Genomic DNA, 15,284 nt, shown 5'->3' with positions numbered 1-15,284 from the left:
CAGGGTGAAGTGCACGGGGGGGCGTTGAACAAGCTGATTTTTATATCAGAACGCCGATCGTGTCAGGCGCACTATACGTAAGTTTACGGGCAACGCGGCCGCTGCCGAGTTCGCAGCTTTACGAATCGGCGCGTTGGGCGCTACCAACCGGAATGGCCCATTCCGCGTTCGTACCCCTTCGGATATTCTCTTCCTACACCATGCTCGATGGCGCGATCGAGCCAAAGGCGATTGCCAAACGCGCGCAGGAACTGGGCTTTCCCGCCGCCGCCTTGACCGACCGTAACGGCCTGTACGCCGCGATGGCGTTTGGCGATGCCGCGCGCGCGGCGGGGGTGCAGCCGGTGATCGGCACGATGCTCGGCGTCGCTCGCCCTGATATGCCCGAGAATGCACCGCCCGTGCTCGACTGGATCGCGCTCTACGCACAGGATGAGGATGGCTATCGCAATCTGTGCGTGCTGGTATCGCAAGCGCATCTCGATCGCCCGCTCGAACTCGCGCCGCACGTCCCCTTCGCCGCGCTGGAGGGCCGCACCGACGGCCTGCTCGCGCTCACCGCCGGTCGTGAAGGTGCCCTGGCGCGGCTGTTCGCCGAGGATCAGCCCGATCGCGCGCTGGCTTATGCCGATCGCCTGCAGGCCTTGTTCCCCGACCGGCTCTATATCGAGCTGACCCGGCGGCTCGACGAGATCGAAGGCAAGGCCGAACCGGCGCTGCTCGATCTCGCTTATGACCGCAATCTGCCGCTGGTCGCGACCAACCCGTGCTGCTTCGCCACGCAGGATTTCAGCGAAGCGCACGATGCGTTGCTGTGCATCGCCAATTCGACCTATGTCGCCAGCGAAGACCGGCCGCGCACCTCGCCGGACGCGTGGATGAAGCCAGCCAAGGACATGCGCGAGCTGTTCGCGGACTTGCCCGAGGCGATCGCCAACACGCTGGTGGTGGCGCAGCGCTGCGGCGTCGGCGCGCCCAAGCGCAAGCCGATCCTGCCGAGCCTCGCCGGCGATCCCACCGCCGAGGCCGCCAAGCTGCGCGAGGATGCCCATGCCGGGCTCGAGCGGCGGCTCGACCGGATCGAACAACTCGCGGTTTCTGCTCCCCTCCCGCTTGCGGGTGTGACTGGGGGAGGGGAGTCTTCTGCGGCTGGTTCAGGCCCTCCCCCAACCCCTCCCGCAAGCGGGAGGGGAGATTCGGACTGGCGCGAGCCGTACCGCAAGCGGCTCGATTTCGAGCTCGACGTCATCATCCAGATGGGGTTCCCCGGCTACTTCCTGATCGTCGGGGACTTCATCAAATGGGCGAAGGATCATGACATCCCGGTGGGGCCGGGGCGTGGTTCGGGCGCGGGCTCGGTCGTCGCCTGGGCGCTGACCATCACCGATCTCGATCCGATGAAACTCGGCCTGCTGTTCGAACGCTTCCTCAACCCGGAACGCGTGTCGATGCCCGACTTCGACATCGACTTTTGCGAAACGCGGCGTGGCGAGGTGATCCGCTACGTCCAGGAGAAATATGGCCGCGACCAGGTCGCGCAGATCATCACCTTCGGTAAGCTGAAGGCGCGCGCGGTGTTGAAGGACACCGGGCGCGTGCTGCAAATGGGCTATGGCCAGATCGACCGGCTTGCCAAGCTGATCCCCAACCTTCCCGCCGACCCGTGGGACCTGAAACGCGCGATCGACGGCGTGTCGGAACTGCACAGCGAATATAAGAACGATCGCAGCGTGCGGCATTTGCTCGATCTGGCGATGAAGCTCGAAGGCCTGCCGCGCCACAGCTCGACCCACGCCGCGGGCGTGGTGATCGGCGACCGTCCGCTTGCCGATCTCGTGCCGCTCTACCGCGATCCGCGTTCGGACATGCCCGTCACCCAGTTCGACATGAAATATGTCGAGGGTGCGGGCCTCGTGAAGTTCGACTTTCTCGGTCTTAAGACGCTGTCGGTGCTCAAAAAGGCGATCGACCTGTTGGCCGCGCGCGGCGTGGTGGTCGATCTCGACGCGCTCGAATGGGATGACGAGGGCGTCTACAAATTGCTGCAAAAGGGCGACACGGTCGGCGTGTTCCAGCTCGAATCCGAAGGCATGCGGCGCACGCTTTCCGCCGTTCGCCCGTCCAATTTCGGCGACATCATCGCGCTCGTCTCGCTCTACCGTCCGGGCCCGATGGACAACATCCCGATGTTCGGCCGTCGCAAGAATGGGCAGGAAGAGATCGCCTATCCGCACCCGCTGCTCGAAGGCATCTTGTCAGAAACCTACGGCATTTTCGTTTATCAGGAACAGGTGATGCAGGCGGCGCAGATCCTGGCCGGCTATTCGCTCGGACAAGCCGATTTGCTGCGTCGCGCGATGGGCAAGAAGGTGAAGTCCGAAATGGACGCGCAGCGCGCGGGTTTCGTCGAGGGCTGCAAGACGATCAACGGCATTCCCGAAGCCAAGGCCAACGAATTGTTCGACTTGATCGACAAATTCGCCGGCTACGGCTTCAACAAGTCGCACGCCGCCGCCTACGCCTTGCTGTCCTATCAGACAGCCTGGCTCAAGGCGCACCACCCGCACGAATTTTTCGCCGCCTCGATGTGCTTCGATCAGGCGCAGACCGACAAATTGAGCGTGTTCATCGACGATATGCGCCGCCTTGGCGTCGCCATCCTGCCCCCCGACATCAACCGCAGCGAGGCCGAATTCTCGGTCGAGGACACCGGCGTCGCCGAGAGCGGCGGCTTGGCCGTGCGCTACGCGCTCGCCGCGCTCAAATCGGTCGGCGAAGGCGCGATGGAAAAGCTCGTCGCGGAGCGCGAGGCGGGCGGGCCGTTCGAGTCGATCGACGATCTCGCACGCCGCATCGATCCGCGCATCCTCAACAAGCGGCAGTTGGAAACGCTGGCGGCGGCGGGCGCGTTCGATGCGCTGAACGACAATCGCGCCGGCATCGTGGCCAGCGCCGAAACGATCCTCGCCACCGCCGCGCGCATCCATGAACAGAAGATCAGCGGGCAGGGCGGTCTGTTCGGCACCGCCGAAGCCTCCGAACCGCCGATCAAATTCCCGCTTTCCGCGCGCTGGACGATGGCCGAGCGGATGGACCAGGAGCGCGAGGCGTTCGGCTTCTATTTCTCGGCGCATCCGGTCGACCGGCACAGCCATCTGGCCAAGCTGCACGGCGCGCGCAGCTTCGTCACACTGGGCGAACTCAACATTCCCGATGACGGCACCCGCGCCGGTGCGACGATGGCGGTGCTGGTCGAGGATGCGCGATGGCGCACCTCGGCGCGCGGCAAGCGCTATATGATGGCGACGCTGTCGGACCCGTCGGGCCAGTTCATGGCGACCTGCTTCGATGATGCGGTCGCCGCCGAGTTGGAGGAATGCGCGCGCACCGGTGGCTGCGGTCTGGCGACGGTCGAGCTCGATCGTCGCCCTGGCGAGGAAACCCCGCGCGTGTCGGTCAAGCGGTTGCAATCGTTCGAATCGCTCGCCTCCAACGCGCGCTTCTGCCTGGAACTGTCGGTCGATGCACCGGGCGCGATGGCGGCGCTCGCCAGCATGTTGTCCGAAGCGCGCGGCGCACGCGGCGAGGTGTGGGCGACGGTCGCGGTTTCGCCCGGCGAGACGACCCGCGTGCTGCTCGGGCGCGACTTTCTACTCGACGGAGAGCTTGCCGCGCGGATCGAAGCCTTGCAGGATGTTTCTAACGTAGTGCTGAGAACCGCAGAGGCGCGGCTGGCACTCGTCGGATAATCCCCCTCCCGCCTGCGGGAGGGGTTAGGGGAGGGCACGCGACCGGGCACCATGATGCCGCCGCCGCCCCCCCCCGCAGGCGGAGGGATGTCTATGCTCGGTGGAATGCAGGATTTCGAATTGCGGGTGCCGCGGCTGCTGGATCACGCCGCGCGCGAGCATGGCGGGCGCGAGATCGTCAGCTATTGGGCCGATGGCCGCGAAACCCGCAGTGATTGGGCCGGTGTTGCCCGCGATGCCCGCAAACTGGCGCAGGCGCTGGAGCGGATCGGGCTTAAGCCCGGCGACCGCGTCGCCACACTGGCGATGAACCACAGCCACCATCTGGTCGCCTGGTATGGCACGATCGGGATGGGCGGGGTGATCCACACCATCAACCCGCGCCTGTTCGACGAACAACTCGTCTATATCGCCAACCATGCCGAAGACCGCGTGCTGCTCTATGACAAGCAGTTCCAGCCTTTGGTCGATCGGCTGAAACCGCTGTGGACCAGCATCGAACGCTATGTCTGTTTCGACGATGGCGGCTTCGACGCGCTGATCGCGCAGGAGGATGGTGCCTATGCCTGGCATGAAGGCCCGGAACGCGATCCCTGCATGCTGTGCTACACCAGCGGCACCACGGGTAACCCAAAGGGCGTGCTGTACGAACATCGCTCGACCGTGATCCACGCGATGGCCGAAGTCGCACCCTGGGTGTTCAACCTGTCGCCTTCCGCCGTCGTGCTGCCGGTCGTGCCGATGTTCCACGCCGCCTCCTGGGGATTGCCGTTCGCGGGCGCGCTGGCGGGCGCGAAGTTCGTTTATGCTGCGGTCAACGATCCGGCGGTGCTGTGCCGCTTGATGAACCAGGAAAAGGTCACGCATTCGGCGGGCGTGCCGACGGTGTGGCTGGCGATGTTCGGCCATATCGATGCGACCGGCGAGGTGCCACGCTTCCTTAGCCAAGTGACGATCGGCGGCTCGGCCGCGCCGCGCGCGATGATCGAGCGGATCATGGGCATGGGCGTCGAGGTCAAGCATCTGTGGGGGATGACCGAGACCTCGCCGGTCGGCACCGCCGGTTTTCCGCCGCCGCATTGGGACGAGATGAGCGCGGAGGCCCAACTCGACCATGTCGGCAAGCAGGGGCAGATTCCCTTCGGCATCGAATTGCGTATCGTCGATGATGCGGGGGCTGTGCTGCCGCGCGACGGCACCAGTTCGGGTCGGTTGCAAGTGCGCGGGCCGTGGGTGGTGAAACGCTACTTCAAGGCCACGGAGGACGCGGTCGATGCCGACAATTGGTTCGACACCGGCGATGTCGCGGTGCTCCACGGCGACGGCACGATGCAGATCACCGATCGCGCCAAGGACGTCATCAAATCGGGTGGCGAGTGGATTTCCTCGGTCGATCTCGAAAATGCCGCGATCGGCTGCCCCGGCGTTGCCGAGGCGGCGGCAATCGGCGTGTATCACCCGAAATGGGACGAACGCCCGCTGCTGGTCGTCGTGCGCAAGCCCGGCAGTGCGGTGACCCCGCACGAGATTCTGGTCCACCTTGGCCGTCATGTGGCCAAATGGTGGTTGCCCGATGAAATCGTGTTCGTCGAGGCGCTGCCGCACACTGCGACCGGCAAGCTGCTCAAAACTGCCTTGCGCGAACAGTTCAAGGACCATGTGCTGGCGGCGGCCTGAAGCTGAGGCTTCCGCTTCTTTCCGTTCGGGCTGAGCTTGTCGAAGCCCCGCTCGCCCCACGCGCGTCCTGCACTTTGAGAGGTGCCCTTCGACAAGCTCAGGGCGAACGGGGATTCGCGGCAATACTCCCGCGCTAGCGCGTCACCAGCACCACCTTGTCGCGCGCGGTCGCGCCGCGCACCAGCGTTAGCGCCGATCGCGGTCGACCCAGCGCCTTGGCGAGCAAGGCGAGGATCGCGTCATTGGCCTTGCCATCCTCGGGCGTCACGGTGGTCCGCACGTTGAGCACAGCGGGCGCTCCATCGGCGGGCAGGCGGATGTCGTTCGCGCCCGCATTGGGGGTTGCGCGGATCGTCAAATGCCCGTGCGCATCGATCAATCGTTCGAGTTCCTCGCGCGGGGGGAAGCTGTTCTTGATGCGGCTCATGCCCGCCTTCTTAAAAGAATACCGACGCGTTGAGCGACAGGTATAGCGTGTCGTGGTCACTGGCACGGTTGAGCGCGCTGGCGAGGAAGCGGCCCTTTGCCAGCCACACTCCGTCGGCCTCAAGCTGGAGGCGCTTGGGCACCGCCCAGAACCGCACGCGGGCATCACTCTGCCACCCGGCATCGCGGCCCGATTGCCCGGTCGGGTCGACCACGCTGGTGGTGGCAAAGGCATCGCGCGCCGAGGCGAGCCACAGTTTCTTGACCGACAGCATCGCGTCCACGCGGGGCGACGGCGTCACCTCCAGCCGGGGTCCGAGCGAAATCAGGTTGCTGCGCGTCACCGCATTATACAGCCCCGCTGGGGAAAAATCGGCGCGGCGCATGCCGTACAGCGTGTCGAACCGACCATAGCCGCCGTTGCGGCGGTCGCCCGAAGCATAATCGCCCTCGACGGCGAGACGCGGCGTCCATGCCCTGGTCCATTGATAGCCGATCCGCGCGTGCGCGAACCATGCCTCCACCGGCACGCGTGCGGCGGTGGGGGCAAGGCTGGCGGCAATCGTGCCGGTCTGGCGCATGATCTCGACTTCGCCATCGGTTTTGCCCGGGCTGGCGGGGGCGACCAGCCGTGCGGTCAGCGTCGTCAGGTGACGATCGCGCGTCGCATGGTCCGGGCGGTCGCGTTCCTCGAAGCGGTACGCGCCGATATCGCCCGCAACGCGACCGAACAGGCGCGGCAGCCCGGCCGTCGCGGCCCAGATGCGCGTATCGAACCCCTCTCGATCCAGCACTACGCGCCCGGTCCGCAATCCGGCGGCATCGTCGGGCAAGCGTTGTTGCGGCAGCAGATAGAAAGCGGTCACATTCCAGCGATCGCCGTCGGCCAGATCGAGCCGGGCTCCGGTAAAGGCGTTGGTGGTGTTGCGGTAATCGTCATTGGCGATCAACCGGCGCGAGCGCAGGTCGGCGGTCTGCCGCCCAAGCGTCACATGCCCGTAGAGCCGCTTGCGCGCGGCATCGCCCAGATCGAGCCCGAGAAACGCCTCCACCGGCTCGAAGCCATTGACCTCGTTCGTCGACAGCGCGCTTGGGCGCGGAGCATCGAGCGCGCGGCTGTCGAACAGCGTCCCGCCCAGCGTCAGCGGGCCGCTGCGATATGTCGCACGCACGATCGTGCGCAACTGGGTCGAGGCTTCATCGACGGGTACGCCCGCGCGCGCCTGATCGCGGATCGTTTCGTAGCGCAGGCGGATGTTCGCCGAGACATCGCCGCCCTGGGGCGCGCGCGGCAGCACCTGGCCGTAAGCCGGAACGGCGGCGACCAGCACCGTAAATGTCAGAAGCCCCCGCATCCGGCGCGGGCATAGCAAAGATCGCGGACGACGCCCACCCGGCGTCACCCAAACAAATCGCCTTGCGGCCCCGGCGGTGGCCGGAACAGGTCGGTGCGCAACACCATCCGCTCCTGGTTCATCCCATGCTTGCGGCACGCGATGAGGAAGCGCGTGCGCAGCAAGTCCGCCCAGGGGCCACTGCCGCGCATCCGCGAGAAGAAGCCGGGGTCGTTTTCGCGGCCCTGCCGGATCGAGGCGATCGTCGCCATCACCTTGCTCGCGCGGTCGGGGAAGTGCGTGTCGAGCCAGGCCTTGAACAAGGGGGCGACCTCCCACGGCAGCCGCACCGGAATGAACGAGACCGAGCGCGCGCCCGCCTCCGCCGCTTGCTCGACCAGATGCTCGATTTCGTGATCGGTGATCGCGGGGATGACGGGCGCGATCGAGACATGCGTCGGCACGCCCGCCGCGACCAGCGCGCGCACCGCCGCCAGCCGCCGCTTCGGGGTCGGCGCGCGCGGTTCGACCGTCATCGCGATCTTGGGGTCGAGCGAGGTGATCGAAATCGCCACTGCCACCAGCCCTTTGGCCGCCATCGGCGCGATCAGGTCGAGATCGTGCACTACCCGGTCCGATTTTGTGGTGATGGTCAGCGGGTGGTTGGTCTCGGCCAGCACCGCGATGCAACCCCGCGTGATCCGCCACTCGCGCTCGATCGGCTGATACGGATCGGTATTGGTGCCGAACGCGATCGGCTGGGCGACATAGCCGCGCTTCGACAATTCCGTGCGCAGCAGCGCCGGGGCATCGGGCTTGGCAAACAGCTTGCTCTCGAAATCGAGCCCCGGCGAAAGGTCGTGAAAGGCGTGGGTCGGCCGCGCGAAGCAATAGATGCAGCCATGCTCGCACCCGCGATACGGGTTGATCGAGCGATCGAAGGGCACGTCGGGTGAGCTGTTGCGGCTGATGATCGTGCGCGGCCGCTCGACCGTCACGGTGGTGCGCAGGCGCGGTGGGGTGCCGTCGAGCATGTCGCGGTCGTCAAGCCAGTCGCCATCCGCCTCGCGCTCGGGCAAGTTGAAGCGGCTGCTTTCACCATTGAGCGTTGCGCCGCGCTGGGGGCGGTTTTGGGCCATTGACAGATCGTAGCAGGTGCTAGAGAACGTAACAAGAACATTCAGGGGGAGACTCAGCGATGGCGCGTCTGAACTATCTCGAATTGCCGGTCGGCGACCTTGCTGCGGCCAAGGCTTTTTACGCGGCTGCTTTTGGATGGGATTTCACCGATTTCGGGCCAAGCTATGCCTCCACGATGAGCGGGGACACGGATATCGGCCTGCAGGGCGATATCGCGGAACAGACCGCGGCCCCGCTGCCGGTGATCGAGGTGGCGGATCTGGAGATGGCGGAAGCGGCGGTGCAGGCGGCGGGGGGCGAGATCACGCTGGCGATTTTTGCGTTTCCCGGCGGGCGGCGGTTTCATTTTCGCGATGTGGCGGGGCATGAATTGGCGGTGATGCAGCCAAGGTGAAGTGCTTGTCCGCCAAGATCTGGGTGATAGACATCACGAAGATTTCCGGGGGATTTTCCATGATTCGTTCGTATCTTCGCGGTTTGACGGCGGTGTTGTTCGCGGCCTCGGCATTGCTGCCGCTGGCGGCGCGGGCCGAGGAAAACAAGGAGCGCTTGCTCGACCTGCGCCAGCCGCCGGTGGTGGTGCAGGCGTTGCACGACGCAGGCTACAAGGCCGAACTCAAGACCAACAAGGCGGGCGAGCCCTATGTGCTCAGCGGTGCCAACGGATCGTCCTTCACGATTGAGTTTTACGGCTGCACCGGGGTGAAGGACTGCAACTCTTACCAATTCTCCAGCTGGTACAAGGCCGAGCCGCTGTTCACGCCCGAACTCGCCAATGAGTGGAATCGCGACAAGCGCTTTTTGAAGATCGTGGTCACCAAGGAGGGCACGCTCGATGAGTGGATGGATTTCTCCGCCGTCGGCAAGACCACCTTCGCCAATTTCGCCGACATCGTCGATTGGTATCAGACGATGGATGCCGACCTGACCAAATTCCTCGATGAAAAGCGCGCGGCGGCGAAGAAGTAGCGGATCATCGCGCCCCTTACCGGGCTTAGCGCTCGCGCAAACGCGGCATCAGTTCGACGAAGTTGCAGGGGCGGTGGCGGCTGTCGAGCTGGCTCGCCAGGATGCCATCCCACCCGTCCTTCACCGCGCCCGTGGAGCCGGGCAGCGCGAAGATATAGGTGCCGCGCGTCACGCAGGCGCAGGCGCGCGATTGCACCGTGGAGGTGCCGATCGTCTGGAAACTGAGCCAGCGGAACAGTTCGCCAAAGCCCGGGATCATCTTGTCGGCAACGCGTTCGATTGCTTCGGGCGTTACGTCGCGCCCGGTCACGCCTGTGCCGCCGGTGGTGATGATGCAGTCAATCTGCGGATCGTCGATCCAGCGGTGCAGTGTGCCGACGATGAGGTCGGCATCGTCGCGCACAATCTCGCGCGCGGCCAGCACATGTCCGGCACCCTCCAGCCGCGCGACCAAAGTGTCGCCCGAACGATCCTCGGCAAGGCCGCGCGTGTCGGAGACGGTAAGGACGGCAATGCGGACGGGCTGGAAGGTCAGGCTTTCGTCAATCGGCACGGGCGATCGCTTGTCTCGAGGGGCTGGTCGCCGTGGTGCTCGCCATCGTGCGGCCCGAGGACGCGCTCGATGTCAGGCGAACCGCTGCTGCCCCCGGCAGGCCGGGGAAGCGCGGCCACAGGCCCTGCGACAAAGCGGCACGGCTGACCGAGGCGGTCTTGCCGGTCTGCGTCTCATAGACCCAATAATTGCGCAGCACCGTGGTGACGTAGCCGCGCGTCTCCCAGAACGGGATCGATTCGATGTAGAGCAACGGATCGCCGCCGTCGCGGGCCTGCGCGTTCCACGCCTCGACCGGCCCAGGCCCGGCGTTATATGCCGCAATCACCTTGGGCAGCAGACCGTCGGTGCAATGCTGGTCGCGCAATTGCTCGAGATAGCTTTGGCCCACCTCGAAATTGGTGCCGGGGCGGGAGAGGGCGCTGCGGTCGAAATTGCGGCCCTGCTTGCGCGCAATGTCGGTCGCGGCACCAGGGCGGACCTGCATCAGGCCGTAAGCCCCGGCCGGGCTGACCACATCGGTGCGGAAGCGCGATTCCTGCAGCGTGTGCGCAAACACCAGCGCCTTGTCGACGCGCCAGCCGCCATCGGGTGCCCAATTGGGCGCGGGGAAGCGCGCCTCGACTGGCGGCGTCGCGCCGACCGGGCCATTGTGCGACAGCCAGATCAACGTGGCGGGAAGATCGAGTGCCGTCGTAAGGCGGACCAAAGCGGGATATTCGGCGGGGTCGCCGATCCGCGCTTGTTGCCGGATGACACTGTCGGCCAACCCGTTTTCGCCAATCTCGACCAAGGCCGCCGCAACGCGCACATTGGGGCGGCGACCAAGCGTCTGCCAGTCGCTCGCGACCACGGCCGCCATCGGGTGCGCGGCGGTTTCGCGAATGCCGAGCGCCTGGCGTGCCAGCAGCCCGTAAAACGTCTCGCGATATTGCGCCGCGTTCTTCAGCCGGTTCTCGACGCGATCGGGCCGCGCGCACTGCATGTCGGCGCGCGCCGCCCAATAGAGTGCCGCCGCGCGCAGGTCGACATCGCTGGCGCGCGCGGCAACGCCCTCGAACAGCGTGCCAGCGGCGGCGCAATCATGCTGCCGCCATGCCGCCAGCGCCCCGACCCACTGGCCCTCGACCGCGAAATCGCCATATCCGGCGGCGGCCTTCTGCGCCATCGCGCGGGCATTGCTGTCGTCACCCGCCAGGAAATACATCCAGGCGATCTTGCGCTGCCATTCGGTCTGCAGGTCGCTGGAAAGCCCCGGCGTCGCCTCGAGCAGCGCCTGCGCATCCGCCCCGCGATCTTCCTTGATCATCGGCTGCATCTTCAGCGCGAGTTCGACCGCGAGCAGATCGCCTTTGCCGAAGCTCTTCGCGCGCTTGCGGGCGGGCGCGCCGTCGATCCAGGTGAGCGCGCGTGCCTCGGGCAGCGGCGGCAACCCGACACCCCCGCGCGACGCGGCCATCGTCAGGATCTGCTTGGCCTGGGGCAGTTCGGGCGCACTGGCGAGCAGCTTCATCAACGGGTCGAGATCGGCCTTGGGCGAACCCTTGGCGGTCAGCAATTCCGCCTGCGCGATCGCGTGGAGCGGGCCGGGCTTGAGCGCGGCGAGCTGAAGCTGGGCGTCCTGCCATCTCTGGCTGCGGATGCTGGCGAAGACCGCGCGATAACCCTCGCGCTGCTCGACATCGAGCTGTGCGGGAATAACGCCGCGCGGACTGGCGGTTTCGATCGAGGCCGGCGGCTCCCCCGCCGCATGTGCGACACCGGGAACGGCGAGCGCCAAGGTGGCGACGACAGCCAGTCTAGCGCTCATGCGTCCAATCCTGCGATCAGCATCTGCAAATCCTTCCACGCGCGCGCCTTTTCGGCGGGCCGTTCCAGCAAGAGTCGCGGATGGAAACTGGCCACCACATCAACCGTGGTCCCACCCATGCCACCTTCGAGGTTAATTGCCTGCAAACTACCGCGGGCACGCGCGACGTCCATCCCGGTAAATCCACGACTGGGCGCATTCCCTAATAGGAGTACCCGTTTCGGGGCGACCAGCGCGACATGATGGCGCGCAATCTCGACCAGCCGCGCCTCGATTTCCGGCGCGATTCGGCCCGCCATCGGGCGCACCGAGCACATTGGCGCAAGGTACACCGATTCGCGATCCCGCCCGATCGCGGCCAGCATCCGGTCGAACAACCGCCCGACCGTGCCACTCAGCAGCACGCCGGTATCGCTATCGTCGCGATCGGGCACATCCACCAAAATCATGATGTCTGCGGCGGGATTGCCCGATGCCGCGATCGGATCGCCGCGCCACGCTGCTTCCGGCGCATCGGGACCAGTGCGCCACGCGAGGAACGCATCGAGCGTGACCGGTAGCGGCACGACGACCGGTGCCGCTACGGCGCGCGGGGCCGGGCGCTGTGGCTGGGTTTCGACCGGTGCAAGCGGGGTGGCGGTCCAGTCGCGCGCGTCCTCGTCGACCAGCGTGTCGATGCCGACATCGCGCCACCATTCCAGCGCGCTCGCCGCCGCCAAACGCCAATCGATATTCTGGTCAGCCCCCATGCGTTCCTTTAGACTCCTATGTTGACGTGAAGGTCAATTCGCTGGCACGCGGAGATGGACAGGACGTGCCGCGCGCGCGACGAGAATGCGCAGGTGGCGTCCGCGATGGAGACGAGATGTGAGCAGCCAAGAAACTGGGGCCGAAAACCACCGCGAATCCATGCCCTATGACGTCGTGATCGTCGGGGCGGGGCCTGCCGGCCTGTCGGCGGCGATCCGGCTGAAACAGGTTGCGGCCGAAAAGGGCGCGGACTTGTCGGTCTGCATCCTTGAAAAAGGCTCCGAAGTCGGCGCGCACATTTTGTCGGGCGCGGTCATCGATCCGCGCTCGCTCGATGAGCTGATCCCCGATTGGCGCGAAAAGGGCTGCCCGCTTGCCGAGGTGCCCGTCACCGACAACCAGCATTGGATGCTGTCCAAGACCGGCAAGGTCGCGGTGCCGCATTTCCTCACGCCGCCCTTCATGCACAATAAGGGCACCTACACCGGCAGCTTGGGCAATCTGTGCCGCTGGCTGGCGACCCAGGCCGAGGAACTGGGCGTCGAGATTTTCCCGGGCTTTGCCGCCGCCGAGATTCTCTACAATGACGATGGCTCGGTAAAGGGCGTCGCCACCGGCGATATGGGCGTGGCGCGCGATGGCACGCACAAGCCCGATTATACGCCGGGCCTCGAAATCCACGCCAAATACACCTTCTTCGGGGAGGGCGTGCGCGGCCATCTGTCCAAGCAGATCATCCGGACCTTCGATCTGGCGAAGGACAGCCAGCCGCAGGTCTACGGCATCGGCATCAAGGAATTGTGGGACATCGCGCCCGAAAACCATGTGCCCGGCCGCGTGATCCACACCCAGGGCTGGCCGCTCAATGAGACCGAGGGCTCCAATGGCGGCGGCTTCCTGTATCATCAGGCTAATGGGCAGGTCGCGCTCGGTTTCGTCACCTGGCTTAGCTATTCCAACCCCTATCTCTCGCCCTTCCAGGAAATGCAGCGCTGGAAGACCCACCCGAAGATCGCCGAGATCCTCAAGGGTGCCAAACGCGTGTCCTACGGCGCGCGCGCGATCAGCGATGGCGGCTTGCAGTCGATCCCCAAGCTGGTCTTCCCCGGCGGGGCGCTGATCGGCTGTTCGGCCGGTTTCCTCAACGTGCCGCGCATCAAGGGCACGCACACCGCGATGAAGAGCGGCATGATGGCGGCAGAGGCTGCGGTCGATGCGATCGTGTCGCAGCGCCAGCACGATGAGCTGGCGGCATATCCGGAGGCGTTCGAGGCGAGCTGGGTCAAGAAGGAGCTGTCGATCGTCCGCAACGTCGTGCCGCTGGTCGAAAAGTTCGGCGAGCTGATCGGCTCGGCGCTGGCGAACGTGACGATGTGGGCCGAATATATCGGCGTGAAGATGCCCTTCACGATGAAGCACCACCCCAACAACGAAAGCCTGTGGCGCAAGGATCAGGTCAAGCCGATCGCCTATCCCAAGCCCGACGGTGTGCTGACCTTCGATCGTCTCTCCTCGGTGTTCATCTCGAACACCAATCATGAGGAGGACCAGCCCGTCCATCTGACGCTGAAGGACCCGAACATCCCGGTCGAATATGACCTGCCAATGTATGACGAACCGGCGCAACGTTATTGCCCGGCGGGCGTGTATGAAATCGTCGGGCAGGACGAGGGCAACCCGAAGTTCGTGATCAACGCGCAGAATTGCGTCCACTGCAAGACCTGCGACATCAAGGACCCGACGCAGAACATCAACTGGGTGGTGCCGGAGGGCGGGGGCGGGCCGAATTATCCGAACATGTGATGGGCGCTTCCCCGGCGAAGGTGCGCATCGCTGTTTTCAACCGGTGCGATCTTGTTCTAGGGGCTGCCGCCGATGATCACCGAAAACGCCCCCGCCAAGATCAACCTCGCACTGCACGTCCGCGCGCGCCGCGCCGATGGCTATCATGAGCTGGAAACGCTGTTCGCCTTTGTCGCGGATGGCGACACCGTTACGCTGGAGCCGGGGCCGCTCTCGCTGACCATCACCGGCCCGTTCGCGCATGGCCTGTCGGGCGAGGGCGACAATCTCGTCACCCGCGCCGCGCGCGCCTTTGCTGATCGCTTCGGCGTGCCCGTGGGCGGGGCCTTCACGCTCGACAAGCATTTGCCGGTCGCCTCCGGCATTGGCGGCGGCTCCGCCGATGCGGCGGCCGCCTTGCGCGCGCTGGCGCGGGCGCACGATGTCGCGACTGACGACCCGCGCCTGTTCGAGATTGCGGCGGCGCTTGGTTCGGACGTGCCGGCCTGCCTGCTTGGGCGCACCGCGATGGGGCAGGGGCGCGGCGAGCGGCTGGAAGCGCTTGCCGGGCTGGCGGATATGCCGACGTTGCTGGTGAACCCCGGCGTCGCCGTATCGACGGCGGCGGTGTTCAAGGCGTGGGATGGCGTCGATCGCGGCGCATTGCCGACCGGGGACGTGTTGGCGATGGCGCTCGAAGGGCGCAATGACCTGGAGGCACCGGCGCGCGCACTTGCGCCCGAAATCGATGCAGTGCTGGACGCGCTTGGCGAGGGCAATCCAGTGCTGGCGCGGATGTCGGGATCAGGCGCGACCTGCTTTGCCCTCTATACGGATGAGGCGGAGCGCGCCGCCGCCGCGACGCGCATTCGTGCCGCCCAGCCGGGGTGGTGGTGTCTCGAAACGCGACTCGTATGACACTCTCGCGCTCCATTTCGGGACAGACGATGCAGCGCGCTGTGCAGCAACGGCGGAAATGCGCGCTTGGCACTGGCCTTGCAGCGGTCGGGTCGAACGGGTCCGCCGCCCCCAGCGGAGCGCCCGTTGATGGTCCACGGTCCCCCCGCGCGCCATCCATGCAGCGGGACGGCGCG

Annotated in this window: 12 protein-coding genes; 6 read left to right on the top strand and 6 right to left on the bottom strand. The window is 65.9% G+C overall.

Features of this window, described 5'->3' with window-relative positions; all coding sequences use genetic code 11:
- The first annotated feature begins 152 nt into the window (after positions 1–152).
- Both dnaE and ACP7BL_RS04275 read left to right on the top strand, forming a co-directional pair.
- Positions 153–3,749: a DNA polymerase III subunit alpha gene (gene dnaE, locus ACP7BL_RS04280; RefSeq protein ID WP_426257713.1), complete on the top strand. Its 3,597-nt coding sequence runs from the start codon at positions 153–155 to the stop codon at positions 3,747–3,749.
- Between the two features lie 93 nt (positions 3,750–3,842).
- On the top strand, positions 3,843–5,426 hold the full coding sequence (locus tag ACP7BL_RS04275; RefSeq protein ID WP_426257932.1) for a long-chain fatty acid--CoA ligase: 1,584 nt from the start codon (positions 3,843–3,845) through the stop codon (positions 5,424–5,426).
- 133 nt (positions 5,427–5,559) lie between these two features.
- Here ACP7BL_RS04275 and ACP7BL_RS04270 read toward each other — a convergent pair whose 3' ends face one another.
- The 3 genes from ACP7BL_RS04270 to ACP7BL_RS04260 are packed head-to-tail and all read right to left on the bottom strand — an operon-like array spanning position 5,560 to position 8,325.
- A complete protein-coding gene (locus tag ACP7BL_RS04270; protein WP_081988809.1) occupies positions 5,560–5,853 on the bottom strand; it encodes a DUF167 domain-containing protein in 294 nt (97 codons plus the stop codon).
- A gap of 10 nt (positions 5,854–5,863) precedes the next feature.
- On the bottom strand, positions 5,864–7,207 hold the full coding sequence (locus ACP7BL_RS04265; protein WP_426257712.1) for an alginate export family protein: 1,344 nt from the start codon (positions 7,205–7,207) through the stop codon (positions 5,864–5,866).
- A gap of 44 nt (positions 7,208–7,251) precedes the next feature.
- A complete protein-coding gene (locus ACP7BL_RS04260; RefSeq protein WP_426257711.1) occupies positions 7,252–8,325 on the bottom strand; it encodes a PA0069 family radical SAM protein in 1,074 nt (357 codons plus the stop codon).
- Positions 8,326–8,384: 59 nt separating this feature from the next.
- On the opposite strand from ACP7BL_RS04260, the gene ACP7BL_RS04255 reads away from it, so the two are divergent.
- Together ACP7BL_RS04255 and ACP7BL_RS04250 are read left to right on the top strand one after the other, a co-directional pair.
- Complete coding sequence (locus ACP7BL_RS04255) at positions 8,385–8,720, top strand: VOC family protein (RefSeq protein WP_126845740.1); 336 nt, start codon at positions 8,385–8,387, stop codon at positions 8,718–8,720.
- 59 nt (positions 8,721–8,779) lie between these two features.
- Entirely contained in the window at positions 8,780–9,295 is a 516-nt protein-coding gene (locus tag ACP7BL_RS04250; protein ID WP_426257710.1) for a YbjN domain-containing protein, read from the top strand.
- A gap of 25 nt (positions 9,296–9,320) precedes the next feature.
- On the opposite strand, the gene moaB is transcribed toward ACP7BL_RS04250, so the two are convergent.
- The 3 genes from moaB to ACP7BL_RS04235 are packed head-to-tail and all read right to left on the bottom strand — an operon-like array spanning position 9,321 to position 12,407.
- The gene (gene moaB, locus ACP7BL_RS04245) at positions 9,321–9,848 is read right to left on the bottom strand and encodes a molybdenum cofactor biosynthesis protein B (RefSeq protein WP_426257709.1); all 528 of its coding nucleotides are present in this window, start codon (positions 9,846–9,848) and stop codon (positions 9,321–9,323) included.
- The gene (locus tag ACP7BL_RS04240) at positions 9,838–11,658 is read right to left on the bottom strand and encodes a lytic transglycosylase domain-containing protein (RefSeq protein WP_426257708.1); all 1,821 of its coding nucleotides are present in this window, start codon (positions 11,656–11,658) and stop codon (positions 9,838–9,840) included. Before ACP7BL_RS04240 ends, moaB begins: the two co-directional genes overlap by 11 nt.
- Positions 11,655–12,407, bottom strand: coding sequence for a uracil-DNA glycosylase (locus ACP7BL_RS04235; RefSeq protein ID WP_033966370.1), 753 nt, complete (start codon positions 12,405–12,407; stop codon positions 11,655–11,657). The genes ACP7BL_RS04240 and ACP7BL_RS04235 overlap by 4 nt, the downstream gene beginning before the upstream one ends.
- A gap of 160 nt (positions 12,408–12,567) precedes the next feature.
- Between ACP7BL_RS04235 and ACP7BL_RS04230 the strand changes: the two genes are divergently transcribed.
- Both ACP7BL_RS04230 and ACP7BL_RS04225 read left to right on the top strand, forming a co-directional pair.
- Positions 12,568–14,211 (top strand): electron transfer flavoprotein-ubiquinone oxidoreductase, encoded by a 1,644-nt coding sequence (locus ACP7BL_RS04230; protein ID WP_426257931.1) that lies wholly within the window; start codon positions 12,568–12,570, stop codon positions 14,209–14,211.
- A gap of 72 nt (positions 14,212–14,283) precedes the next feature.
- Entirely contained in the window at positions 14,284–15,108 is an 825-nt protein-coding gene (locus ACP7BL_RS04225; RefSeq protein ID WP_426257707.1) for a 4-(cytidine 5'-diphospho)-2-C-methyl-D-erythritol kinase, read from the top strand.
- The last annotated feature ends 176 nt before the right edge of the window (positions 15,109–15,284 follow it).

It is taken from the genome of Sphingomonas sp. DC1600-2 (assembly GCF_049897605.1).
Classification (GTDB): Bacteria; Pseudomonadota; Alphaproteobacteria; order Sphingomonadales; family Sphingomonadaceae; genus Sphingomonas.
Note: the sequence above shows the minus strand (reverse complement) of the source record. Positions and strands in the feature narration are given on the sequence as shown.